General features: G+C 60.2%; 22 protein-coding genes. 10 read left to right on the top strand and 12 right to left on the bottom strand.

Annotation, left to right across the window (positions count from 1 at the left end; translation table 11 throughout):
- Window positions 1-132: 132 nt before the first annotated feature.
- The 4 genes from ACXX83_RS07615 to ACXX83_RS07630 all read right to left on the bottom strand — a co-directional run bounded on the left by ACXX83_RS07615 (window position 133) and on the right by ACXX83_RS07630 (window position 5,084).
- On the bottom strand, window positions 133-2,523 hold the full coding sequence (locus ACXX83_RS07615; protein ID WP_458548006.1) for a DUF3772 domain-containing protein: 2,391 nt from the start codon (window positions 2,521-2,523) through the stop codon (window positions 133-135).
- A gap of 107 nt (window positions 2,524-2,630) precedes the next feature.
- Entirely contained in the window at window positions 2,631-4,061 is a 1,431-nt protein-coding gene (locus ACXX83_RS07620) for a heavy metal sensor histidine kinase (RefSeq protein ID WP_458548007.1), read from the bottom strand.
- An 8-nt stretch (window positions 4,062-4,069) separates the two neighbouring features.
- Window positions 4,070-4,741 (bottom strand): heavy metal response regulator transcription factor, encoded by a 672-nt coding sequence (locus ACXX83_RS07625; RefSeq protein WP_007979096.1) that lies wholly within the window; start codon window positions 4,739-4,741, stop codon window positions 4,070-4,072.
- Window positions 4,742-4,826: 85 nt separating this feature from the next.
- Window positions 4,827-5,084 (bottom strand): DUF2790 domain-containing protein, encoded by a 258-nt coding sequence (locus ACXX83_RS07630; protein ID WP_126045370.1) that lies wholly within the window; start codon window positions 5,082-5,084, stop codon window positions 4,827-4,829.
- Between the two features lie 358 nt (window positions 5,085-5,442).
- Between ACXX83_RS07630 and ACXX83_RS07635 the strand changes: the two genes are divergently transcribed.
- Genes ACXX83_RS07635 through ACXX83_RS07645 form a run of 3 tightly spaced genes read left to right on the top strand, consistent with a single transcriptional unit; the run spans window position 5,443 to window position 8,419 of the window.
- Entirely contained in the window at window positions 5,443-6,408 is a 966-nt protein-coding gene (locus ACXX83_RS07635) for a Bug family tripartite tricarboxylate transporter substrate binding protein (RefSeq protein WP_458548008.1), read from the top strand.
- A 1-nt stretch (window position 6,409) separates the two neighbouring features.
- Window positions 6,410-6,895, top strand: a complete 486-nt coding sequence (locus ACXX83_RS07640; protein ID WP_015094605.1) for a tripartite tricarboxylate transporter TctB family protein — start codon at window positions 6,410-6,412, stop codon at window positions 6,893-6,895.
- Window positions 6,896-6,910: 15 nt separating this feature from the next.
- Window positions 6,911-8,419, top strand: coding sequence for a tripartite tricarboxylate transporter permease (locus tag ACXX83_RS07645; RefSeq protein ID WP_095967237.1), 1,509 nt, complete (start codon window positions 6,911-6,913; stop codon window positions 8,417-8,419).
- Between the two features lie 259 nt (window positions 8,420-8,678).
- On the opposite strand, the gene ACXX83_RS07650 is transcribed toward ACXX83_RS07645, so the two are convergent.
- Entirely contained in the window at window positions 8,679-9,566 is an 888-nt protein-coding gene (locus ACXX83_RS07650; RefSeq protein WP_458548009.1) for a LysR substrate-binding domain-containing protein, read from the bottom strand.
- A 157-nt stretch (window positions 9,567-9,723) separates the two neighbouring features.
- Here ACXX83_RS07650 and ACXX83_RS07655 point away from each other — a divergent pair, with 157 nt between their 5' ends.
- Together ACXX83_RS07655 and ACXX83_RS07660 are read left to right on the top strand one after the other, a co-directional pair.
- The gene (locus ACXX83_RS07655) at window positions 9,724-11,025 is read left to right on the top strand and encodes an NAD(P)/FAD-dependent oxidoreductase (protein WP_458548010.1); all 1,302 of its coding nucleotides are present in this window, start codon (window positions 9,724-9,726) and stop codon (window positions 11,023-11,025) included.
- A 55-nt stretch (window positions 11,026-11,080) separates the two neighbouring features.
- The gene (locus ACXX83_RS07660) at window positions 11,081-12,169 is read left to right on the top strand and encodes a polyamine ABC transporter substrate-binding protein (protein ID WP_458548011.1); all 1,089 of its coding nucleotides are present in this window, start codon (window positions 11,081-11,083) and stop codon (window positions 12,167-12,169) included.
- Between the two features lie 184 nt (window positions 12,170-12,353).
- Here ACXX83_RS07660 and ACXX83_RS07665 read toward each other — a convergent pair whose 3' ends face one another.
- Window positions 12,354-12,872, bottom strand: coding sequence for a carboxymuconolactone decarboxylase family protein (locus tag ACXX83_RS07665; RefSeq protein ID WP_458548012.1), 519 nt, complete (start codon window positions 12,870-12,872; stop codon window positions 12,354-12,356).
- 134 nt (window positions 12,873-13,006) lie between these two features.
- On the opposite strand from ACXX83_RS07665, the gene ACXX83_RS07670 reads away from it, so the two are divergent.
- Window positions 13,007-13,822, top strand: a complete 816-nt coding sequence (locus tag ACXX83_RS07670; protein ID WP_217837951.1) for an AraC family transcriptional regulator — start codon at window positions 13,007-13,009, stop codon at window positions 13,820-13,822.
- Window positions 13,823-13,894: 72 nt separating this feature from the next.
- On the opposite strand, the gene ilvD is transcribed toward ACXX83_RS07670, so the two are convergent.
- The gene (gene ilvD, locus ACXX83_RS07675) at window positions 13,895-15,577 is read right to left on the bottom strand and encodes a dihydroxy-acid dehydratase (protein ID WP_217837954.1); all 1,683 of its coding nucleotides are present in this window, start codon (window positions 15,575-15,577) and stop codon (window positions 13,895-13,897) included.
- 401 nt (window positions 15,578-15,978) lie between these two features.
- Here ilvD and mqo point away from each other — a divergent pair, with 401 nt between their 5' ends.
- Complete coding sequence (gene mqo, locus ACXX83_RS07680; protein WP_458548013.1) at window positions 15,979-17,622, top strand: malate dehydrogenase (quinone); 1,644 nt, start codon at window positions 15,979-15,981, stop codon at window positions 17,620-17,622.
- A 114-nt stretch (window positions 17,623-17,736) separates the two neighbouring features.
- On the opposite strand, the gene ACXX83_RS07685 is transcribed toward mqo, so the two are convergent.
- Window positions 17,737-18,768: a hypothetical protein gene (locus tag ACXX83_RS07685; RefSeq protein ID WP_458548014.1), complete on the bottom strand. Its 1,032-nt coding sequence runs from the start codon at window positions 18,766-18,768 to the stop codon at window positions 17,737-17,739.
- Window positions 18,769-19,245: 477 nt separating this feature from the next.
- On the opposite strand from ACXX83_RS07685, the gene ACXX83_RS07690 reads away from it, so the two are divergent.
- From ACXX83_RS07690 to sorB, 3 genes are all read left to right on the top strand, one after another.
- Window positions 19,246-19,554 carry a DUF6124 family protein gene (locus ACXX83_RS07690; protein WP_458548015.1) on the top strand — a complete coding sequence of 103 codons (309 nt, stop codon included), beginning with the start codon at window positions 19,246-19,248 and terminating at the stop codon, window positions 19,552-19,554.
- Window positions 19,555-19,973: 419 nt separating this feature from the next.
- Complete coding sequence (sorA, locus tag ACXX83_RS07695; protein ID WP_458548016.1) at window positions 19,974-21,215, top strand: SorA family sulfite dehydrogenase catalytic subunit; 1,242 nt, start codon at window positions 19,974-19,976, stop codon at window positions 21,213-21,215.
- 10 nt (window positions 21,216-21,225) lie between these two features.
- Window positions 21,226-21,858, top strand: coding sequence for a SorB family sulfite dehydrogenase c-type cytochrome subunit (gene sorB, locus ACXX83_RS07700; RefSeq protein ID WP_458548017.1), 633 nt, complete (start codon window positions 21,226-21,228; stop codon window positions 21,856-21,858).
- Between the two features lie 75 nt (window positions 21,859-21,933).
- Here the strand turns inward: sorB and ACXX83_RS07705 are convergent, their stop codons facing one another.
- The 4 genes from ACXX83_RS07705 to ACXX83_RS07720 form a co-directional block, all read right to left on the bottom strand.
- The gene (locus tag ACXX83_RS07705; RefSeq protein WP_458548018.1) at window positions 21,934-22,731 is read right to left on the bottom strand and encodes a glycosyltransferase family 2 protein; all 798 of its coding nucleotides are present in this window, start codon (window positions 22,729-22,731) and stop codon (window positions 21,934-21,936) included.
- A 93-nt stretch (window positions 22,732-22,824) separates the two neighbouring features.
- Entirely contained in the window at window positions 22,825-23,439 is a 615-nt protein-coding gene (locus tag ACXX83_RS07710; protein WP_458548019.1) for a dihydrofolate reductase family protein, read from the bottom strand.
- A gap of 88 nt (window positions 23,440-23,527) precedes the next feature.
- Window positions 23,528-23,962, bottom strand: a complete 435-nt coding sequence (locus ACXX83_RS07715) for an MAPEG family protein (protein WP_217837978.1) — start codon at window positions 23,960-23,962, stop codon at window positions 23,528-23,530.
- Window positions 23,963-24,020: 58 nt separating this feature from the next.
- On the bottom strand, window positions 24,021-24,974 hold the full coding sequence (locus tag ACXX83_RS07720; protein WP_458548020.1) for a diiron oxygenase: 954 nt from the start codon (window positions 24,972-24,974) through the stop codon (window positions 24,021-24,023).
- Window positions 24,975-25,025: the final 51 nt, after the last annotated feature.

Raw genomic sequence — 25,025 nt, forward strand, 5'->3', positions numbered from 1 at the left:
TGCAAACTCCCTTTTCGCTTTTGTGGGGGCGAAAGCAGCACCGGTTACGTTACTGATTTGCCGTCGGCGAGTCCATCGTGCCAGTGGTCATCCCGTCATCGATCGCGATGCCCCGGGCGCGCATGGCCTTGATCAACCCGCTGCCGGTGGCGGTTTCGCCAGTTCAATGCCGGCGGCACCCAGTCGCTTGAGTATCTCGAAGAGCAGCTCGCTCTTGATCGCCCCGACCGTGCGCGGGCTGCCGACGTAGCCGGTGATGGTCAAGGTGATGCCTTCCGGCTTCAGTTGGCTGAAGCGCAAAAACGGCGCCGGTTTATCCAGAATGGATTCGTGCTCGGTGTAGCTGTCCATCAGCAGGTTTTGCACCAGTTCCGGATCGATATCCAGCGGGAACATCAGCTCGAGTATCACCACGCCCTGGGCGCTGCCGCCGAGGGTGACGTTACGCAGGTTCTGCGAAATCAGGTGCGAGTTGGGCACGATCATGATCGAGCGGTCGGCCAGTTGTATTTCCGTGGCCCGCACATTGATCCGTCGTATGTCGCCTTCGACGCCACTGATGCTGATCAGGTCGCCGACCTTCACCGGGCGCTCGGTCAGCAAAATCAGTCCGGAGATGAAATTCTTCACGATCTCCTGCAGGCCGAAGCCGATGCCCACTGACAGGGCGCTGACAATCCAGGCCAGGTTGGTCCACTTGATCCCCAGCGACGACAGCGTGAGCAGCACGATCGACGCGTATCCGATGTTGGCGAACAGGGTGCTCAGCGAGGCGCACATGCCCGGGTCCATCTCGGTCTTCGGCAGGAACTCGCCGTCCAGCCAGCGGCGTAGCGTGCGAATCAGGTAGACACCGATCAGCAGTGTCAGGAAGGCACGCATCAAGTTGTCCGGGACGATGTTCAGCTTGCGCAGCCCTTCGCCACCGAGAATGGCCGCGGTGCTGGTGACCAGTTGCCCGAATGTCGTACCTACGCCGCCGACAAACAACGCAATGACGCCGACCAGCATCAGGATGGCGCGGCCCGCTCCGGAAAATACGGTGCAGATCTGCTCCAGGCGTGGATTGCCGATGCCCAGCAGCTGTTTGATCGCCTTGCCGGTAGGTTGCCTGGGTGAAAAAACCGATTCGCAGGTGTCCTGGTACACCTGCGTGAGCAGGTAGAACGCGGCGAAGACGATGAAAATCCACACCATTTCATAGGTGATGAACCGGGCCATCGTCACGTAGCCGATCACCAGGGCGAACAGGGACACCACCACGGCAACGCCGGCAAACACATAAATCAGGCCGGCGGATGTGGTGACGCCTTCGGGAGTCTCACCGGCAACGATCAGCGCCCGTCGGGTCTTGCTGACGCGCAACAGCAGCGCGCCGATCACCAGTGCCACGACCAACGCTACGATTCCCCGGCCGAACAACACCACTTCGGCGCTCATGCCGGTGACGTTGCTCATCTGCACCAGTGTCACCAGCACTAGCAGCAGGCTTGCCAGCAGCCTGGGGTAGGGCTCCATCGCCAGCGCCACCGGGTCGGCGATATCGGGCAGGCGCCACGAAGGATGTTTGGTCGACAGCAACGCGCGGCTCAACCCGGTGATCATCACGCAGGTATAGGCCAGCTTTTCCAGGTATTGCGCCAGGTCGGCCAGCAACGGGGTGTAGGGCAATTGCCGGGTCGCGGCAAAGTGCAGCAATTGCAGGGCGATGCCAGCGCTCAGCACCGTCGCCAGTACCGAGGCCAATGCAAGGGAGCTGCGCCGTAACCGGCCTTCGGGCATTCGATGAATGCACAACCACGCCAGACCCCGACCGGCGAGTTTTCGCCCCAGGCTCCAGATGACCAGGGCCAGAACCAGCAGGGAGGCCGTGATTGCGCGTTGACCGGGTTGCCAGGCCGCCTGGTGCATGGCCTTGAGTTGCTGGACGAGGGTGCTGAAACGTTGGCGGTCATCGAGCGGAAGATTGAACAATGGCGACCAGAATAGCGGGTTCAGGATGCTGGCGGTCTGCTGGGTCACCTCCGCCTCCAGCAGGCTGCGGCGAATACTGGCAATCTGGGTGATCAGCTCGGCGGCACTGACTTTCAGCGCGGCCAGGGTCTTGAGCTGGTTGTCGATCCTGTCTTTTTGCTCGCCGAGGGTGTCTCGTTGGGTGGTAATGCCAGACGTCACCTGTGGGCTCTCGTCGAGCGGCACTGGCCCCAGCACGTTGAGTTGCGCCTGCAACTGCGCCTGTCCAGGCAGCAGCGATGTGGAAAGGCTTTCAATATTCTGGATCAGTGCCAGCACCAGGTCCTGCGAGCTTTCCAGCTGGGTGTAGGTGCTGGCCTGGGAAACCTGCTGCTTGAGGCTGTTCAGCTGGTTTTGCAACCCCAGCAATTCGCTGTCGGAGATGCTGATGACCGGGGCTGTGGGGGTGGGAGCAAGGGTGTCGGCCATGGGCGCCGCCGACAGCCATCCCGGGCTCGCCGCCAGCAGTGCGAAGGCGACGTAAATCATTGACTTCCATACATTGAACATCGGCGAGCTCGACGGGTTGTTAGTCACTTAGCCAATGAGGTTAGGCCATGACTCGCACCCTTGAGCGATGTTTTGTCGAAAGTGCCCGGCCGGTTTTCGCCCGGGCGCTACTCATGCTGTTGCCGCGCCGGGAAAAACAGTTCGAAGCAGGTGATGCCGTCGGCACTGCTGACATGGCAGGCGCCGTTGTGCAGTTGCATGATCGTCGCCACGATCGACAGGCCCAGGCCATTGGATTGGGCCGAGCGTTCGCGGGATTCATCGACCCGGTAGAAGCGCTCGAACAGCCGTGACAGATGCTGCGCCGGGATGGTCTGGCCGTGGTTGCGCACTTGCACCTGGATGCCATTGGCGGTCGGGTTGGCGTGAATGCACAGCTCGGAATGCGGTGCGCCGTACTTGATGGCGTTGGCGCACAGGTTGGCCAGGGCACGACGCAGCAACATGGGCTCGGCCCAGATCAGGCCGCTGCCGTGGGCTTTGATGCTGATGCCAACGTCGGTCGCCGGGCCTTCGAAATAATCGGCCATGCGTTGCATTTCGTCGGCGGCATCCAGTTCCTGACGCTGGCGCAAGGCGCTGCGCGGATCGGTGCGGGCCAGGAACAGCATGTTGTCGAGCATGCGCGCCAGGCGTTCAAGTTCTTCGACATTGGAGGCCAGCAACTGCTGATAGGCGTCGGTGCTGCGGTTCTGCTGCAAGGCCACCTGGGTTTCGCCGAGCAGGTTGTTGATCGGCGTGCGCAGTTCGTGGGCCATGTCGGTCGATACCTGACCCAATTGCACAAAGCCTTTGTCCAGGCGGTCGAGCATGGCGTTGAAGGCGTCGATCATCGGCAGCAGTTCCAGCGGTGCGCCCTGGCTGTCGAGGCGCTCGTTGAGGTTGCCGACGTCGATGCTCTGGGTATGGCGGGCCAGGCGCCGCACCGGCAGCAGGCCGCGATGCACCAGCACGTACCCGGACAACGCCAGCAGAATCGCGGCCAGGGTGGCGAACAGGTAGACGTTGAGCCGGTAATCGGCGAGCACGGCGGTGCGTTCGGTCATCAGGCGCCCGGTCACCACTTGCAGGCTGCCCAGGTCCCCGGAGTCGATGGTCGCCGCCAGGGCGGAAAACGGCACGCCGTTGACGTTGGGCAAATGCTGCACGTCGTCCAGGGTCAGTCGATGATCCATCGCCACCGGGGTCAGCACCGGCATTTTCAGGTTGCCCGGGTTGACCACCAGCAACGGCGGTTGCCCCGGGGTGCCGATGGTCAGCAGGGCCTCGCGGTTGCCCATCATGTTCTGGAACAGCGCGGGTTTGGCCTTGATCAGGTCCAGGGTGTTGCTGTCGTTGAGGAAGGTGCGCAACTGGTCGATGCGGGTGATCAGGGCAATGTCGTCGCGATGGATCAACTCGCGTTCCAGGTCGCGGTACAGCGCCACGCCCAGCAGCGCCAGCGAGACAAACGCCAGCAGGGCAAACACCAGCGCCAGGCGCAGGGTCAGGGAGTGGCTCAGACGAGAGGCAGATCGCAGCGGCGCCATGGCATTCATGGGGACATTCAAGGTTGAGTGTCGAAGCGATAGCCGATGCCGCGCACGCTGTGGATCAGCTTGAGCTGGAACGGATCGTCGATTTTCAGGCGCAGGCGGCGCACTGCGACATCGACGACATTGGTGTCGCTGTCGAAATTCATGTCCCAGACCCGTGAGGCGATCATCGAGCGTGACAGCACTTCGCCCTGATGGGTGGCGAACAGGTGCAGCAGGGCAAATTCCTTGTTGGTCAGGGTGATGCGGTTGCCGGCGCGGCTGACGCGACGCTTGAGCACGTCGATCTGCAGGTCGTCGACGTGCAGGTGTTCGTCTTCCCGGGTAGGGCCACGGCGGGTCAGGGTGCGCAGGCGCGCCACCAGTTCGGCGAAGGAAAAGGGTTTGATCAGGTAATCGTCGGCGCCCAGTTCCAGGCCTTTGATGCGGTCGGCGATGTCATCCCGGGCGGTGAGGAACAGCACCGGTGTGTCGGCTTCCTTGCGCAGGCGGCGCAGGACTTCCCAGCCATCCATCTTCGGCATCATGACGTCCAGCACGATTACATCGAAGTCGTGTTCCAGGGCCAGGTGCAGGCCATCGACGCCGTCGCGCGCCAGGTTCACGGTGTATCCGAGTTCCTGCAGGCCGTTGAGCAGGTAATTGCCGGCCTTGGGTTCGTCTTCGACTACGAGGATGTTCATGGAAAATCCGCCTGGTTCGGTCGGGCTACGAGGGCGCATCAATGGCGCAAGTGTAGCCCGGTCGGCGGTGATGGCAGGCATCCGCTCAGTTCTCGCCAAGGCAGTTCACACCCTGAACCTGATAGTTCAGTTGATGCTCGCGGCCCTGATGGTCGAGGTAGTTGAACTGCGCGGGCACGATGCCGCACTTGCCGTTGAGGTCGGTCATGGACAGCACTTTGGCCACTTCCACCGGGACATAGAAGCCGTCCTGGTCGTGGATGATTGGCGAGGTGGACTGGGTGGCGGCAAACGCCGAACCGGTGGCGAGCAGGGCGGCAAAGCCCGCGATCAACAGTTTCATGACGAATCTCTCTTTTCAGGGTTGAGGTGGCTGCCGGTGGTTGGCCTGACAGTGAGTTCAGGCTAACGGTGTGATCCGGACAGCTGACCAACAACTCGATTACAAAGTTGTAATGAAACGCCCCTGCAACACCGCAATCCCCTGTGGGAGCGAGCTTGCTCGCGATGGACGCAAAGGCACCGCGTTTATACAGATGCCCCGTGTATTCGTTAACGACCATCGCGAGCAAGCTCGCTCCCACAGGGGGGGCAGCAGCAACCCGCGGATCCATGGCCTAAGCTTGTTTGCAAGCCCATGCTCTTCGAACACCTCGATGGGCAAACGGCACCTATAAAAACAACGCAATCAGGAGATGCCCATGTCCGCTTTGATCCGTCGTTTCAGTCGCTGTATGGCCGCCGGTTTGACCGCTGCCGTGCTTGTCGCACCGGCCTTCGCCCTCGATACCGTGAAATTCATGGCCCCGGGCTCGGTGGGCGGTGGTTATGACCAGACTGCCCGTGTGCTGGGCAAGGCCATGGTCGAAGCCAATACGGCCAAGGCCGTGACCTTCGAGAACAAGGGCGGGGCGGGCGGGACCCTGGGGCTGGCGCAATTTGCCAACAGCACCAAGGGCGATCCGAATGCGTTGCTGGTGGTCGGGGCGATCATGGTCGCAGGCATCGAACAGAACAAATCGCAGATCAGCCTGAAGGATGTGACGCCCATTGCCCGGTTGTTCACCGAGTACAACGTGATCGCCGTGCGCAAGGAGTCGGAATACAAGACCCTCGATGACCTGATCAAGGCCTTCAAGGACAAGCCGACGAGCATCACCTGGGGCGGCGGCTCCAAGGGCTCGGTGGATCACATCGGCATTGCCGAGCTGGCGGGCAAGCTGGACGTGCCGGTCAACAAGGTGAACTACGTGGCGTTTGGTGGCGGTGGCGAGGTGGTTGCCCAGGCGCTGGGCGGCCAGCTCAAGGTAATCACCGGCGGTTTCGCCGAGCTGGGCCAGTACATCAAGAGCGGTCAGTTCCGTGTCCTGGCCATCGGCGCGCCGGAGCGTGTTCCCGGCATTGACGCACCGACCCTCAAGGAGAGCGGCTATGACGTGACGATCGGCAACTGGCGCGGCGTTTACGGTGCGGCGGGCCTTACCCCGCAGCAGCGCAAAGAGGTGATCGACGCTGTGGTGGCCGCTACCAACAGCAAGGTCTGGCAGGACAATATCCAGGCCAACGCCTGGACGCCCAGCGTGTTGACCGGCGATGAGTTCGGCAAATTCGTCGAGGAAGAACACGTGCGGTTGCGCGCCATGCTGGTCAAGGTCGGGCTGCTTTGAGATGGCCACACTGCGCGCAGTGGTGCCGACGCAATTGGCGGTCGGCATCGGCCTGATCGCCATCAGCGTCATGTTGGCGTTGGGTGCCTACCGGTTTCCTCCCGAAATGGGTTTCGTCATCCTCCCGGCCTACGTTTACCCCTATATCGTGGCGGCGTTTCTCGGCGCTGTGGGTCTGTTGCTGAGCTATCAGGCGCTCAGCGGCGGTTTTCGCGAGCTGGATAACGACGACACGGGCACGGTGCCCGGAGGAAAAACCGGCGCCGCCTGGGTGACCGCCGGGCTTGTCGGGGTGGCGCTGCTGATCAACCTCATCGGTTTTGTGCTGGCCGCCGGGTTGTTGTTCGCCTGTTCGGCGCGGGGTTTTGGCAGCCGTCATCCGCTGCGGGACCTGGCCATCGGTATTGCCCTGACCCTGCCGATCTACTGGCTGTTCAACGCCGGGCTGGGGGTTTCCCTGCCGTCGCTGATCAACATCTGGCTTTGAAAGGAGATAGACACCGTGGACATTCTTTCAAGCCTGGCGATGGGGTTTTCCTCGGCACTGACCCCGATCAACCTGATGTGGGGGTTCATCGGCTGCCTGCTCGGCACCGCCATCGGCGTGCTGCCGGGGATCGGTCCGGCGCTGACGGTGGCCCTGCTGTTGCCGATCACCGCCAAGGTCGACCCCACAGGCGCACTGATCATGTTCGCCGGTATTTACTACGGTGCGCAGTTCGGCGGTTCCACCACCTCGATCCTGCTCAACACCCCGGGTGAATCGTCTTCCATGGTCACGGCCCTGGAGGGCAACCAGATGGCCCGCAACGGCCGCGCCGGCCCTGCGTTGGCAACGGCGGCGATAGGCTCCTTCGTCGCGGGCACCATCGCCACGGTTCTGCTGACGCTGTTTGCGCCGGTTGTGGCCAGGCTGGCGCTGAATTTCGGTCCGACCGAATATTTCGCGATCCTGGTGCTGTCGTTCACCACCGTGTCGGCGGTGCTCGGCGCCTCGATGCTGCGAGGGTTTGCTTCGCTGGGCGTCGGGCTGACCATCGGTTTGATCGGCCTGGACTCGACCTCGGGCATTGCCCGCTACACCCTGGGCGTTCCCGAACTGGTGGACGGTATCGAGGTGGTACTGGTGGCGGTCGGTTTGTTTGCGGTGGGCGAGGCCTTGTACAGCTTGCTCTATCAAACGCCATCGAACGAAGGGCGGCATCGCCTGACCTCGTTATGGATGAGCCGCGCCGACTGGAAACGTTCGGTGCCTGCCTGGTTTCGCGGCACGCTGATCGGCTTTCCGTTTGGTTCGATTCCGGCCGGCGGCGCGGAGATTCCGACCTTTCTGTCCTATTCCACCGAGCGCAAGCTCAGCAAGTACCCCAAGGAGTTTTCCGCCAACAAGGGCGAGGGCGCCATCGAAGGTGTCGCCGGTCCCGAAGCGGCCAACAATGCCAGCGCGACCGGATCCCTGGTGCCGTTGCTGACCCTGGGCATCCCGACGTCCGCCACCGCGGCGATCCTCCTGGCCGCGTTCCAGAACTACAACCTGCAACCGGGGCCGATGCTGTTCGAAACCTCCGCCGACCTGGTCTGGACGCTGGTGGCCTCGCTGTACATCGGCAATGTCATCCTGCTGGTGTTGAACCTGCCGCTGGTGGGGCTGTGGGTCAAACTGCTGCAGATCCCCAGGCCGTACCTGAACGCCGGCATCCTGGTATTCGCCACCATCGGCGTGTATGGCATGCGCCACTCATCCTTCGACCTGCTGCTGATGTTGGCGATTGGCTGGGGCGGGGTGCTGATGCGGCGGTTCGACTTCCCCGTCGCTCCGGTGATCGTCGGCATGCTGCTGGGGCCTATGGCCGAGAAACAACTGCGCAACGCCTTGTCCATCGGCGAGGGCGACTGGACGGTGTTCGTCACGCAACCGATCTCGGCGTTCTTTCTCGCCCTGACGCTGCTGGTGCTGGTGGTGCCTTATGTGTTGCATAAACGCGGGATCAAGTTGCATGAGGATGATTGAGCAATCCCTGTGGGGGCGGTGTGTCAGTGAAATAATGGTCAACTGACCGGACGCCTTCGCGAGCAAGCCCGCTCCCACAGTAATTTTGGTTGTCCACGAATACTGCGTACACCCGCTAACCCTGTGGGAGCGGGCTTGCTCGCGAAAGCGGTGTGTCATTCAACAGATAAGTTGACTGACCCGACGCCTTCGCGAGCAGGCTCGCTCCCACAGTAATTTCGGTCGTTCACGAATATTGCGTACACCCGCTCCCACAGGGTCATGCAGTGGTCTGTGCAGTGAACCACTGCATGACCGGTGCGCACGCCGGATGGGAGGCCGCCGAGGGTTGCAGGCACAACGAGTAAATCCCCCGGGTCTTCAAGGGCTCACCAAACGGAATCACCAGTTCACCGCGCTGGATCGACTCGCCTGCCAGCGTCATGTCAGTCATCGCCACCCCCAGCCCTCGTGCGGCGGCATCGAGTGCCAGTTCGTCGAGGTTGAAGGGGATATGCCGATAGTCCTGCAACGCCTTGCCGCCATTGGCCGACAGCCATACCTGCCAGTCATGTTGATCGCAGGAGCGGTGCAGCAACGCGAACCCCGACAGATCCTCCAGCGAAGCCAATGGCCGGGTCGGTGTGCCCAGCCCAGGCGCACACACCGGCACCAGGGCTTCCTCGAACAGCGTCAGGCAATCGGGCGCCGTGGATGGTTCAGGCAGATAGAGAATGTAGGCGTCGCTGTCACTGGCAGGTTCCACGACTTCCGTGGCCACGGTTTCAATGGACAGGGAGACGTCCGGGTGATGCCGGTAGAAATCGCTCAGCTTGGGCAGCAGCCAGCGCACCGCCAGTGACACGTGCATGCGAATGCGGAACGGGCGTTGCTTTGGCGCGAGCCGGTCTTCGAGCGACCTTAGTTGCTCGAGGATGGTGCGAGCGCTGGCCAGCACCTGGTCGCCTTCCGGGGTCAGTTGCAGGCTGCGGCTGCTGCGCACGAACAGCGCGACACCGAAGTGGCTCTCCAGTTGCTGGATCTGTCGGCTAACGGCGCTTTGGGTCAGGCAGAGCTTTTGCGCCGCCTGGGTGAAGCTGCCCGACCCGGCGACCTCGACCAGGGCCTGCAAGCCCTGCAGCGAAGGCACGTGGCGTAGTTTATCCATGCGTTTTCAGAATGCCTCGATGATTTAATAACGTTGGTTGTCCGGGTTATCAGCCTTTAGATTCTAGTCATTGACGCCGTTCACGAAAACCATTTATGCGAATCCTGCATAAAGCGCTGATCGAGACGGTTCACAGAACAAGAACCTGAGGTGACGCATGGAAAATATCTGTGGCTGGATTGCGCAAGCGGGGAGTTCTCCGTTGCGCGATCAGCTCAAAGGCACGCAGCACGCCGACTGGCTGGTGATCGGCGCTGGCATTACCGGCCTCAGTGCGGCGCACGCCCTGGCGCACATGCACCCCCAGGCACGCATTGTGGTCGTCGACCGCCAGCGGGCTGCGCAGGGGGCATCGGCGCGTAATTCCGGGTTTGTGGTGGCCCACGAACACCCCGTCGCCGGCGAGCTGTTGGGCAGCGCCGGGTTCGCCGGTTATCAAGTGGATACGGCGATCGGCCGCGCCGCCGCCGATGAAGTGCGCAAGCAGATCGCCCGGCTGGGCATCGAATGCGACCTCAGGGAATCGGGCTATTTCTTTGCCGTCAGCGATCCACGCAAGCTGAGCCACGTCGAGGCCAAGTTGCAGACCTTGCGGACCGTTGGCGCCAGCGCGCAGTTCCTGCAAGGCGAGCAACTGATCGAGAAACTCGGCACCCGCCACTACCGTGCCGGAATCTGGTGCGGCAATGGCAATGCGCTGCTGCAACCGGCCAAGTACGTGAAGGGCCTGCTCGATGCCTTGCCGTCGACAGTGACGGTCTATGAGAACAGCGATATCGCAGGTCTTGAGCGCCTCGGCGACGACCGGATTCGCGCCCGGGGCCAAGACGGCTGCATTGAGGCCAAACAGGTGTTGGTCTGCCTGAACGCCTTCATTCCTCGTTCTGGGATAGACGACAGCGGCACCTTCGCGATGGAGCTCAGCGCCAGCCTCACGCGGCCCCTCAGCGACCAAGAGTTTCAAGCCCTGGGGGCGCCAGCTTCCTGGGGTGTGCTGTCGACCCGGCCATTGGGCGCCACGGTGCGCCTGACGCCGGATCGCCGGGTGATGATCCGCAACACCGCGGAATACCGTTCCCGGGATTTGTCATTGGGCGAGCTGTCGACCCGTCGCCAACACCACGTGCTGGGGTTGCAACGGCGTTTCCCGATGCTCGGCGAGCAGGACATCGAATACACCTGGACCGGTCATCTCAGCGCTTCGCGCTCCGGACAACCGTACTTTGCCAAGGTCGAGGAGGGCGTGTTCGCCGTGGCCGGGTGCAACGGTTCCGGCGTGGCGCGGGGCACGTTGTGGGGGCGCTTGCTCGCGGAGTGGGCCTCGGGCGGTGATTCACCGCTGCTGCAATCGGTCATCTCGCGGGCACAACCCGGCTGGCTGCCGCCCAAGCCGTTGCTCGACATCGGTGCCATGCTGCGTATGCGCGTGGAAACGGTTCGGGCCAGAAGCGAAGTCTGAACAACACGAACTTCACAACAAGAACAACAGCACTTCCCATCGAAGGTGATTCAACATGCGCGTCAATACGCTTTCCCTTGTGGCCCTGATCTCGACCTTTTCCGCTGTCGCCTGCGCCGACGAAACGGTCAATATTTCCAACTGGAACGGTTACATCGCCGACGACACCTTGCCCGACTTCACCAAGGCAACCGGGATCAAGGCGACCTACGACATCCACGACAGCAATGAAGTGCTGGAATCGAAACTGATGACCGGCAATACCGGTTATGACGTGGTCAGCCCGTCGAACCACTTCCTGTCGCGCCTGATCAAGGCCGGTGCCATCCAGAAGCTCGACAGGAGCCAGTTGCCCAACTGGAAAAACCTCGACCCGGCACTGATGAAGAAACTCGAGGTCAACGACCCGGGCAACCAGTACGGCTTCCCTTACATGTGGGGTACGGCGGGCATCGGCTATAACGTCGAGAAGATCAAGGCGATCTTCGGCAATACCGACGTCACCCATTCCTGGAAGCTGTTCTTCGACGAGAACAACATCAAGAAACTCAGCGAGTGCGGCGTGGCGATCATCGACAACCCGACGCAGATCCTGCCAATCACCCTCAACTACCTGGGGCTGCCGCCACATAGCCATGAACCGGCCGACTACAAGAAAGCCGAGCAGGCACTGCTGAAGATTCGGCCTTACGTCCAGTATTTCCACGCGTCCAAGTACATCAGCGACCTGGCCAACGGTAACGTCTGCGTGGTGATCGGTTTCAACGGCGACATCGTGCAGGCGGCCGCCAGCGCCAGGGAAGCGAAGAACGGAATCGATATTGCCTACTCGATCCCGGACGAGGGCTCCACCCTGTGGCTGGACATGGTGGTCATGCCCAAGAGCGCGCCACACGAGAAGAACGGCTACGCCTACATGAACTACCTGCTGGAGCCGAAGGTGATTGCCAACATCAGCAACAGCATCCACTACGCCAACCCCAACAGCGCGGCGGATGCCTTCGTCGACCCGGCGGTGAAGCAGGACCTGGCGATCTACCCACCGAAAACCGTGATGGACAAGCTGTTCACCGTCGAGGACTTGCCCGCGGCCATCGCCCGCCTCAGCACCCGCTTGTGGACCAAGCTGAAAACCAATACCTGATCGCTACGTCATGCGCACATCTGTCGCTTGAGCAAAATCACTGTGGGAGCGAGCTTGCTCGCGATAGCGTCAGGCCAGACGACATTGATGTTGAATGGACTACCGCGATCGCGAGCAAGCTCGCTCCCACAGGTTTCGGTTCGCTCCGACAGAATGTTTCAGACAGGATTTACGCTAGATGGGTTCAGGCGTCGATGGCCGGGAAGTCGATGTCGGTCAGGGCTGCGTTGTTCAGGTAGTTGGTCAACGTTTGCGAAGCCACATGGGCGATCACTTCGATGATCCTGCCGTCGTCGATACCGGCATTACGGGCAGCGGCGATCTGCTCGACGCTCAGGTGCCCACGGCTTTCGGTGACCTGGCGGGCGAGGGTGGCAATGGCGTTGAGCTCGCCGTGTCGTGCGCTGAGGATATCCTGCTTCGACAGTCCGGCCTTACCGGCAAACAGCGTGTGAGCGGCCAGGCAGTATTCGCAGCCGTTGACTTGCGAAGTGGCGAGGAACACCGCTTCCTTTTCCGTGGCGCTCAGGGACGTCTTGCCCAGTGCGGCCGAGTTTTGCAGGTACGAGGCCAGCACGGCCGGTGCGTGGGCCAGGACTTTGAAGACGTTGGGCAGAAAACCGATTTTCTTCTGCACGCCTTCCAGCAGCGGACGGGTGGCATCGGTGGCGTGTTCCAGGCTGATCGGGGCAATGCGGGTCATGGTGATACTCCGTGGTGTGAGGCGCGGAATGCGCTGGGTACGGAGCTCATGTTAGGGAGAAGGTCTGGTGTATTGGATGCAAATCGTCGAGGATATGCGACAGATCGTCCAGAGCTGCCTGCGGGAGCCTTGTCATGGATCGCTTGTCCACGTTGCTCACCCATTTCGGCGTCAATGCCGGTACTTTCCATAGCGGTATGTTCTGCGGCACCGTCGCCTACGACGGCCAACAGGCCAGCGGTCATTTGCACCTGCTCCAGGCGGGCGAGTTGCTGCTCAAAATGGGCGACCAGCCGGACCTGCAACTGACCGAGCCGAGTCTGATCTTTTTCCCCCGGCCCTATCGACATCGTCTGTTTGCGTCCGAAGCATCCGGCACGCAACTGGTGTGCGCGACCCTGGATTTCGACGGCGGTGCGGGCAATGCCCTGGCGGCGGCCCTGCCGGATTACCTGGTGCTCAAGCTCGATGAAATCCCGACCCTGGCCGGGACCCTGGAATGGCTGTTCAACGAGGCGTTCGACGGTACCTGCGGGCGTGAAGCGGTGATGGATCGCCTGTTCGAGCTGCTGGTGATTCTGTTGCTGCGGCACATCCTGAGCACCACGGGCCAGCAACCGGGCATGATGGCCGGCCTTGCCGATGCGCGCCTGGCGCGGCCCCTGAGCCTGATGCATCAAAGCCCGGCCAAGGCCTGGAGCGTGGCCGAACTCTCGGTCGCCGCCAACATGTCGCGGGCCAGTTTCGCCGAACACTTTCGCCGGGTGGTCGGGCAGACGCCGGTGGATTACCTGGTGAGCTGGCGCATCAGCCTGGCGCAGAAGCGCCTGCGCGAGGGCCGGCCGATAGCGCTGATTGCCGAGGAAGTGGGTTATGAGAGCCCCTCGGCGCTGGCCCGGGCGTTTAGGCGCAAGACCGGGCTGAGCCCGCGGGAGTGGAAGGGCAGCTGACCACCGCAAATCCCCCTGTGGGAGCGGGCTTGCTCGCGATGGCAATAGTCCAGACAACGCTGGACCAATGGCCTAAAGATACTTATCCGTCACCGCCCCCTCCGAAGCACTGGACACGGTCTTCGCATACTTGGCCAGCACCCCGCGCGTGTATTTGGATGGCGGTCGCACCCAGCGCGACTTGCGCTCGGCCAGCACGGCATCGGACACATCAACGGTAATCTGCCGGGTTTGCGCATCGATGATGATCCTGTCGCCATTCTCGACCAGCGCAATAGGCCCGCCTTCAAAGGCTTCCGGCGTGATGTGACCGACCACGAAACCGTGGGAGCCCCCGGAAAAACGCCCGTCGGTGATCAGCGCCACCTCCTTGCCCAGGCCCTTGCCCATGACCGCCGAGGTCGGCGAGAGCATTTCGCGCATGCCCGGCCCGCCCTTGGGCCCTTCGTAGCGGATCACGATCACTTCGCCGGGCTGCACTTCGCCATTGAGGATGCCGGCCAGCGCACCTTCCTCGCCGTGATAGACCCGCGCCGTGCCTTCGAAGCGCAGGCCTTCCTTGCCGGTGATCTTGGCCACGGCGCCGGTGGGCGAGAGGTTGCCGCGCAGGATGACCAGGTGCGAGTCCTTCTTGATCGGCTGGTCGAACGGCCGGATCACGTCCTGGCCGGCCGGGTAGTCGGGCACGCCGGCGAGGTTTTGCGCCAGGGTCTGGCCGGTGACGGTCAGCACATCGCCGTGCAGCATGCCGGCATCGAGCATGCGCTTCATCAGCGGTTGAATGCCGCCGATGGCCACCAGCTCGCTCATCATGTACTTGCCGCTGGGGCGCAGGTCGGCGACCACCGGGGAGATCTTGCCCAGCTCGACGAAGTCATCCAGGGTCAGCTCGACATCCACCGCGTTGGCCATGGCCAGCAGATGCAGCACGGCGTTGGTCGAGCCGGCGAGGGCGATCACCACGCGTATCGCATTCTCGAAGGCTTTGCGGGTCATGATGTCGCGCGGCTTGAGGTCGAGCTTGAGCAGCTCCATGACCTGCTGCCCGGCGCGGAAACTGTCCGAGGCCTTGTCGCCGCCAATGGCGTCCTGGGAGCTGGACCCGGGCAGGCTCATGCCCAGCGCCTCGATGGCCGAGGCCATGGTGTTGGCGGTGTACATGCCGCCACAGGAGCCGGGACCGGGAATCGCCACTTCCTCGATCTGCTTGACCTGGATCTCGCTGATGTCGCCCCGCGCGTGCTGGCCCACGGCCTCGAACACGGAAATGATGTCGGTATGCCCGGCCCCCGGCTGGATGGTGCCGCCATAGACAAAGATCGACGGGCGATTGAGCCGCGCCATGCCGATCAGGCAGCCCGGCATGTTCTTGTCGCAGCCGCCGATGGTCACCAGGCCGTCGAAACCCTCGCAACCGGTGACCACTTCAATGGAGTCGGCGATCACCTCGCGCGATACCAGCGAATACTTCATGCCTTCGGTGCCATTGGCGATGCCGTCGGAAATAGTGATGGTGTTGAAGATCACGCCCTTGGCACCGGCGGCATTCGCGCCTTTTTCGGCCTCGAGCGCCAGCTTGTCGATATGCATGTTGCATGGCGTGACCATGGCCCAGGTGGACGCGATGCCGATCTGCGGCTTTTTGAAGTCTGCATCGGTAAAGCCCACGGCCCGCAGCATGGCGCGGGCCGGTGCGGCTTCCACGCCGTCGATCACTTGAGAGGAGTACTTGCGCAGATCGTCTTTGTCGCTCATGACTTGTCCTCACCGGCTCATCTGAAGACCACTGAGTATAGTCGCCGATCCGCCGTCTCCTCGTGCACCGGCTGCTACGGCTCATTCAGTGACCGGACCATCGAGTCGGGAACAGACGCGCGGGTTAGCCTTGTCGTGATATTCTTCGCAACAACTTGGTTTGACCTATTCTGTTTACCTGTCCTCGCGACGGGCGAACGAATCACTGTCGCTCAAGTAGCTGAAGCCAATAAAGATAAAAAGTCAGTTCAGAAGGGACAAAAAACTGGGGTCGATGCGGTTCATCGGCCTTGTGTGCCCACCCTGCAATCCTTGAGTGCCGCATCCGTGACTGCCGTGAAACACGGGGCTGTGCGCATGAGGATGGAGGGGTGGATGGCGTTTTATCATAGGTGCTACAGATGTTTAAGAAAGCGAACACAGCCCTGCTGGGGCTGGCCTTGTCGTTGGGGATGACGACAGCCCAGGCTGAAGAAGCCAAGAAAGTCGACGTACTGCTCATTGGCGGCGGCATCATGAGCGCGACCCTGGGTGTCTGGCTCAACGAGCTGGAACCTGGCACTTCGATGGAAATGATCGAGCGCCTCGACGGCGTCGCCCAGGAAAGCTCCAACGGCTGGAACAACGCCGGTACCGGTCACTCCGCTCTGGCCGAGCTGAACTACACCCCGGAAGACGAGAACGGCAAGGTCTCGATCCCGAAGGCCGTTGAAATCAACGAAGCCTTCCAGATCTCCCGTCAGTTCTGGGCCTGGCAGGTTCAGCAAGGCGTGCTGAAGAACCCGCGTTCGTTCATCAATTCCACGCCGCACATGAGCTTCGTGTGGGGCGATGACAACATCAAGTTCCTGAAAAAACGCTACGACGCCCTGCAGGCGAGCCCGCTGTTCGCCGGCATGCAGTACTCCGAAGACCCGGCTGTGATCAAGCAGTGGGTGCCGCTGATGATGGAAGGGCGTGACCCGAGCCAGAAGGTCGCGGCCACCTGGAGCCCGCTGGGTACTGACGTGAACTTCGGCGAAATCACGCGTCAGTTCGTTGCACACCTGCAAACCACGCCGAAGTTCGACTTGAAGCTGTCCAGCGAAGTGCAGGACATCACCCGTAACGAAGACGGCAGCTGGCGCGTCAGCTACAAGAACCTCAAAGACGGCAGCAAGACCGAAACCGACGCCAAGTTCGTGTTCATCGGCGCCGGCGGCGGTGCCCTGCACCTGCTGCAGAAGTCCGGCATTCCTGAAGCCCGGGAATACGCAGGCTTCCCGGTAGGCGGCTCGTTCCTGGTGACCGAGAACCCGACCATCGCCGAACAACACCTGGCCAAGGCCTACGGCAAGGCTTCGGTGGGCGCACCGCCGATGTCGGTTCCGCACCTGGACACCCGCGTGCTGGACGGCAAGCGCGTGATCCTGTTTGGCCCGTTCGCGACCTTCAGCACCAAGTTCCTCAAGGAAGGCTCCTACCTGGACCTGCTGACCACCACGACCACCCACAACGTGTGGCCAATGACCAAGGTCGGCATCAAGGAATACCCGCTGGTCGAGTACCTCGCCGGCCAGCTGATGCTGTCTGACGAAGACCGCCTCAACGCCCTGAAGGAATACTTCCCGAACGCCAAGGCTGAAGACTGGCGCCTGTGGCAAGCCGGCCAGCGCGTGCAGATCATCAAGCGTGACGAAGCCGCCGGTGGCGTGCTGAAACTGGGCACCGAAATCGTCGCTTCGCAAGACGGCAGCATCGCCGGCCTGCTGGGCGCCTCCCCAGGCGCATCGACCGCCGCACCGATCATGCTGACCGTGCTGCAGAAAGTGTTCAAGGACAAGGTCGCGAGCCCTGAGTGGCAGGCAAAACTGCACCAGATCGTACCGAGCTACGGCACCCAGCTGAACAACAGCCCCGAGAAGGTTGCTCAAGAGTGGGCCTACACCGCCAAGGTGCTGGAACTGACTCCGCCACCGGTGATTGCACCGGCTGTGAAGCCAGTGACTGTCGATACGGATGCGAAAGCGCCGAAGGCTAGTGCTGCGAGTGATATGGCTCTGTAACTAGACGCCGGATCAAAAAAAGCCCACTGAACCGGCGACGGTCAGTGGGTTTTTTTGTGGTGATGGTTTTTGTTCTGGATATATATATGCGATATGAGGGAGTTCATTCAGCGCTTAACTTTTCAGAAGAGCGAAAATTATGCTTGCAACTACAGAGCTGGTTACAGCAATGAGCCAGGATAGTAGGGTTGGCCATGATCTTGCAAAAAGACCTACGTTTGTTTGTGTTAAATAAATTGCTGTGTTGGGGATGAGTTTGTTGTGAGTTGTTAGAAGTAAATTCAGCAAGATGAATACGGAGAATACAAATACTAGGCGTTTTGTTAGGTCAGTGATTTCAGGTATGGTAATCAGCATTGCGAAAAAAATTACTCCGTTCAAATTCAGTCCATATTTCCTATAGTTTGTAACCAGAAGATTTTGCTTTGGTTTTAATAGCTGGAAAGTGGATTCGGCTTTTCCAAGCACCCAGGACTCATTTATCCCTGATACCCTGATTTCGCTTGTTCCTGTATTTGTTAGTTCGATAATTACAACTCTATTTATTCCATATGCTTCTGGTTCCTGAATGACAAGCTTAAGGTAATTTAGTTTCTCAATTGTTTCTGTTTTATTTAGAAAGGCGTTTGCATATATTGTTAACTCGCTTCCTCTTTGTGAGTATGTAATGACGACTTTGTCAGTGGTGAAGTCTTTTTTTATAAAATTTATTAGTTGGATTATATCCTCTTTGAATAGGCGTACAGAGCCCAGTTGAATTGTTTTGTTGTGTATTTGTTCAGGTTGAGAGTTTTCGGTGTTTTCGGAGTTTTGAGTGTTTTTGATGTCGTGAGGGAATATTTCGAAAGTTCCAGCGGTGCCTATTTCAGACTTCCATTCGCCTCGAATACTGCCTTGAGGCGTTAGCGTGCCTTTTACATCTACCACACTGATTTGTACCCCTTCGTCCGACTTTAATGGTGTGCAGTGTAAGGTTATTTCATCTCCTATGGTTCCAGTGTATGAGTACAAACTTACTCCAAATACAGAGTCCATGATTCTGAGTTGGCCGGAGATGTTGTTGTTAGACTGGGACAGCTCTAAGAAGATGTTCCCCGTGTTAGTCCCGAATAGTCTTCCTGTCCAATGATTAGCTAGTGATGGCATTAAGCTGTACGCTCCATGTCAGTGTTTTTAAGCCGGATGTATTTAGAGTGCTTTAATGTGATTGTGTCTTGCTTGTTTGTGTGAAAGTGGAAGGCACCTTAACAATTTAGTTGGCTATGGAGAAAAAGCCAAAAACATTTAGTGGCATTGTTATCGGACGTTAACAGCTTCGCAATTTTCTTATGTGGGATATGTGCACCACTCCCGCATGCCCTCACCGAGCTTGCACTTCACAACCCACCCCGCTAACCTTCTCCCCGTCGCTGCCAATTCAGCGAACGGGTGTGGTAGCCCGGTTTCTTCATAGACCCAGAACGCCTCAGGGCGTTTTTTTGTGCTGGCTGCTTTGTGGCGGCTGTGCATGGGAGGCTTCGGCCTGCCGGGTTCCTATGACCGGTCTACCACCCTGTGTACAGCCGTCTCCCTATTTTGCGTGGTAGCGGATGGGGAGGGGCTCACTTTCATAGGAGCTTCACAATGATAAAACCAACTCCGAATCCCCCTGATACGGACGCGCAGATGGACACCGATTCCGAGTCCTCATCTCGCAAGCCCCGGATGGCCGAGCGCCGTCCCAATCCCATCTTCACCATCGCCCCCAACGTCAACAACGAAACCCTCCTGGTTCACGCCTGTGAAACCCTGGCCTCGGCCAGTGTCATGGCCAGTGAACTGGCGTTTATCCTCAGCGGCCCTAAATGCAATTTGGCGCTGGGGATTCAACAGATGATTGCCTTGGCGGAGTTGTCGGTGAACCGCGTGCTGGATCAGGTCGATCCGCAGTAGCAGGCGAGGGCAGTTAATAGCCTGAAGGGAAAAAGCCCACTGAACCGGCGACGGTCAGTGGGCTTTTTTGTGGGCGATGGTGCAGACAATGCTTTGAGTCCGGAGTGTCTACAACGGCCTTTACGGGGTTTTCTGTCATCAATTGTCAAGTCGCTGACGCTCAATGAGAAGCAGACAGGTTGGGCCTGACGATACTGGTTTGTTTTCCGACCTGGGTAACGCGAAACCGTAAGTCTGAGACCCCTTCGCCCTGGCGGGAATATGTAGGAGCGAGCTTGCTCCGGGCGGCGTTCCGACGATGGACTCAAGTGCGCTGCGTTTATCCAGTAAACACGCGTAATCGTTAACGACCATCGCGAGCAGGCTCGCTCCCACAGTAGTCAGTTGCATCTCGATAAAACAATCATAGAGAGCGCAGAATGAAGTTCAGTTTTATAGACAGCCGCCAGCCGAGCCGCCGGCGGGTTTTACGCGATGCTTTCACGTTGGCGTTGGCGGCTTCGCCGGTGGCAAATCTGGCCAGGGCCGCGGAGGAAAACACTGAAGAAGTGACCTTTGCCGCGGGCCCGCGACCGCTGGTGCAATACCCGCAAAAACGCCCGTTGACCCTGGTGACCACACGCCCGCCGCACCTGGAGACGCCGTTCTCTGTCTTCAACGAAGGGGCCATCACGCCCAATGACGCGTTTTTCGTGCGTTACCACCTGGCCAATTTTCCGACCAGCATCGATCCGGACAGCTACCGCCTGACGATCAAGGGCTTGGTCGATACGCCGCTGTCGCTTTCCCTTGCCGAACTCAAGGCGCTTGCCGAGCCGGTGGAGGTGGTGGCCGTCAATCAGTGTTCGGGCAACAGCCGTGGCTTCTCGATGCCGCGGGTGTTCGGCGCTCAGTTGGGCAATGGCTCGATGGGTAATGCGCGGTGGCTGGGGGTGCCGCTCAAGGCGGTATTGGAAAAGGCCGGAGTGACAGCCGGTGCCATGCAAGTGACCTTCCGTGGACTCGATAAACCCGTGCTGCCGAGCACGCCGGAGTTCATCAAGGCGCTGGACATCAGCCATGCCATGGACGGCGAGCCGATGATCGCCTGGTCGATGAATGGCACCGACCTGCCATTTCTCAACGGTTACCCGATTCGTCTGGTGGTGCCCGGTTATTTCGGCACGTACTGGGTCAAGCACCTGAGTGAGATCGAAGTCGTCGACCATACCTACGATGGTTTTTTCATGGCCAAGGGGTACCGGGTTCCGGATAACGATTGCCTGTGCATTGCCCCCGGCACCACGGCGGCGAAAACCCAACCGATTTCCAGATTGCCGGTGCGCAGTTTCATCACCAGCGTCAAACACGGCGATGTATTGCCGCTGAACAAAAGCCTGGTGCTCAAGGGCATCGCGTTCGACGGCGGCGTCGGGGTCAACAAGGTCGAGGTGTCGATCGATGGCGCAGCCACCTGGCGCGAATCCACCCTCGGGCAGGACCTGGGCCGTTTCTCCTTTCGTGAGTGGACGCTGCCGATCACCTTTACCCGCCAGGGCGCCACTCAGCTGATGGTGCGCGCCAGCAACAGCGCCGGCGAGACGCAGCCGCTGCAAGCGGACTGGAACCCCGGTGGCTACCGCCGCCACGTCGTCGAAACCCGCCACGTGACCGTCGCCTGAGGAGGGATGCATGAAACTTTTGACCTCTCTGCTGTGCGCCGCTCAGGTTTGCCTGATGACCCTGGCTGACGCCGCGCCACTCTCGATCACCTTGCCGCCCGAAACGGCAGTGTTCAAGCCCAGTTCGCTGCCTGGTTACCCATTGGCGCAGCAGAAGTGTTCCATCTGCCATTCGGCCGACTACATCAACTTCCAGCCGCCCGGCATGAACCTGGCGCAGTGGACTGCCGAAGCGGGCAAGATGCAGCACGTCTACGGTGCTCCGATCAGCGACCGGGACGTAAGTGTGATCGGCGCCTACCTGGCGGCGACCTACGGCAGTGCCAAGGCCAGCGACGCCGATGTCCAGGCGGCCTCGAATCTGTCGATGGAGCCGCCGAAGGTGCCGTTGGCAAAAGAGGCTTCGGTTTTGCTCAAGGACAACGCCTGCCTGTCCTGCCACGCAATCGACCATAAGGTCGTCGGCCCGGCCTATCACGATGTGGCGGCCAAATATGCCAATGACCCGCAGGCAATGGCCCAGGTTATGTCCAGCATTCAGCACGGCGGCAGCGGGAAGTGGGGGGAGGTGCCCATGCCGCCCTTCGCGCAGTTGAGCCCGGACGACCTGAAAAGCCTCGCGACGTTCATCATGAGCCAGTGACACCTGATGCAAAAAAGCCCACTGACCGTCGCCGGTTCAGTGGGCTTTTCTGTGAGTGCGATTTGTTCAATCCATCTAGGGGTTGGCGGCACTGAAGCGCTTGAGAATGTCCTGGTACATCCTGGTCCGCCGGTGATCCCGGCCATATCCGCCAGCAGCGGCGACGGTGCCGGCCTGGACGTGGTCCAGGTACTTGAAGATTTTGCCGGGGGACAGAAACACCACCTTGTAGCCGAGGTCGATCGCGCGGTCTTGCAGCTCATAACCGGGCACCCGGTCATCGATCTGGAAATGCAGGCCCTGCTGCTTCATCAGCCTGCAATTCCATAGCGTGCAAAAGCTTTTCAGGTAAGTCTCGGTGTAGGGCTTCGGTTCTCTTGAGCGCAGGCCCAGGGACAGTTTCAGGCGACGCAAATGGTGCTTTGCGAAGCGTGAGGTGAAGCGCCAGACAGTCCTTGGCAACCCGCGATTGAGTTGTTCGGTGCAACCGACCGCGATGACATTTCGGTCCCTGGTGCAGTGCTCCATCATCAGCGCAAAGATGTTGGCATCGAAGACGAAGGTGTCGGTGTGCATCAGGAACAGATGGTCGGTATTGATCCTGGCCAGCGCCATGTCCAGTGCCTTGCCATGGGCGATATGGCCCGGCTCTTTGGTGGGGGCATCGCGTTCGATCAGGTTGATCCAGTCCAGTGAGCGCAGATACTCGACGCTGGCGTCCGCCGAATCGTTGTCCACCACCCAGACGGGTATGCCGGCTTTGCGTGCAGGCTCACGCAAAAGGTCCAGGCAGATCCTGGTCAGATCGAGGGTTTTGTAATTCACCAGCACGATGCTGAACGGCGGTTTGGCGCTTGTATCGACACGGGCCATCTTCGAAATGCTCGACTACCTGAAAGCTTCGAAGACTAAACAAGCAACCTTAGCCCAAGCTTAATTTTACTTGGGCTATCGCCGCCCGCCACGTTAGAACGTACCTGTGCGCACCTCGCCGCTGCGGGTATAGCGGGCGATCAGCACACCCCCGGGCGAGCTGATCGAGTTCAGCAAGGTGAAGGCCGCCGCCTGTGCGTTGTCGTCGAACAGGCGCTTGCCGCGTCCCAGCAGGATGGGGTGAATCATCAGCCGCAACTCGTCCACCAGGCCGGCGGCGAGCAGTTGGCGCACCAGGTCGCCGCTGCCTTGGGTCAGTAGCCGAGGACCGTCCTGGCGCTTGAGCGCGCTGATCGCGTCGACCAGGTTGCCCGGCAGCGCGTGACTGTTGTGCCACTCCAGCGAATCGCCGCGATGGGTGGCCACGTGCTTGGGCACGCCGTTGAACAGATCGGCAATGGTGTGGTGGGGTGAGTCGGCCGAAGCGTGCGGCCAATAGGCGGCGAAGATGTCGTAGGTACGACGCCCCAGCAACAACTCGAACGGTTGCGAGAACAGGTCCTGTACGGCCTGGCCGGTTGTCTGGTCGGCGTAGGGCACGATCCAGCCACCGAAGCGGAATCCGCCACTGGTGTCCTCTTCAGGCCCGCCGGGCGCTTGCATGACGCCGTCCAGACTGACGAACGCGGCAACGGTCAGTGAGCGCATGTTTTTCTCCTGATTCGTCCTGGTTAAAGAGTTTAGACAGGGGCATCTGCGATCAAGTTGAGACATTTCCTGCCGGATGGTCGAACCTCTATTTGAGTATGCCTGCGCCGTAACCAGCGGCGATGACAATGAGTGCGAGAAAACAGATCAATTGTAGGCAAAAGAAGGTAAACCGAACCGCCACGAACCTGTCGGTCTGCACATGGGATACGTGAACCAGAGACTGACACACACGAGCGATCAGGACGATCATGGACAAGTAGCTCACCGCAGGGCCGTCGACACCAAGGGCTGAAATCACGAACACGATGACGCCAAAGACCGGCAGGTTTTCCACACAGTTGGCGTGTGCTCTTGTCCCGCGCCGATACCAATCCTCGCCTTCGAGCTGATCGCTTCGGAAAGAAGCGATCGGCACATTCGAGAACAGGATTCTGACCCAGCGATAGACCCCGACGGTTGCCATCAACAGCAGTAAGGTCCAGGTCGCAAAGCCAAGCAGCATCCACATCGGAATCGTCATGGCTGCCATCCTCAATCCATCATTTTCAACACGTCATCCCACGGTCGCGCCCTGTCGATCAATGGCCCATGATGGGTGCCAGTGCAGTCTGGACCCTGGACATCTGTGCCGGCGTTGTCATGCGCGCAAGCAGCCGGCCAAAGTGTGGATGCTGCACGCCCGAGATAATGTATTGCCAGCGGTAGGCGCTCAGCACGCAGGCCTTGATTTGCAAGGTCTCATCGGCACTGAACGATCGTGAAGCATTTCCCATGAAGTAGTCGGCATCGGCTGCCGATTGTGCCTGCAGGATCGCGTCGACGGCCGCCACCAGCGCAATCAGATCGTTCACGGCCTGGTCACGCTCGCCTGGCGTGAGTTTCGCGTGCTCCGCCTCCCACTCCAGTTCATCGAGGACGACGTGCCGGCTTTCATCCTTCCAGTGAAACTTGAAGACGTCCTTGAACAGTGGGCACAACTCCTCGCGCGGGGCGATGCTCTGCACGTAGTGCGTCTGAACGAACAGCTCGATATGACAGGTCAGCGCCAGTACTGCCCAGGTGCTGGCCGCCAGAACCGCGCGGGCCACATCGTTCGGATCGGCAACCTGACGGTATCCCGCTGGCAATCGAGTACCCATCATCGTCTCAATGCGCCGGAACAGCTCCTGATGCTTGATCTCGTCGTTGGAAAAACGCACCAGCGCTTCGAGTGCGAGTTGATTGTCAAATACATGGGCCCGACCCTGATCGAGCATCTTGGCACTGATAAAACGCTCGACCAGGCCAAAAATGTACGCATAGGTTCGACCCTGAATCTGGCTGAGCAGGCGTGCCTCGTCTGCGCCGAGGAAGGTCAGGCGGTCGATATGCGATAGGCCGTCGGGCAAGAATTTGCGCGAGAAGTCGAAGCTGCGGTCCTGCAGCAAGTCGCGGTCGATCTGCCACTCCGCTTTCTTCGAGGATCTGACAAGTTGCGCATAACGGGCGGCGTTGCCCGAATCCGGGCGAGGCAGGGTAGCGGCGGTGTTCATACTGATCTCCGGCTTGCGTGGTCGAGTTGGAATGGGCCAGTTACGGCTAAC

This window comes from Pseudomonas sp. GNP012 (assembly GCF_054343835.1).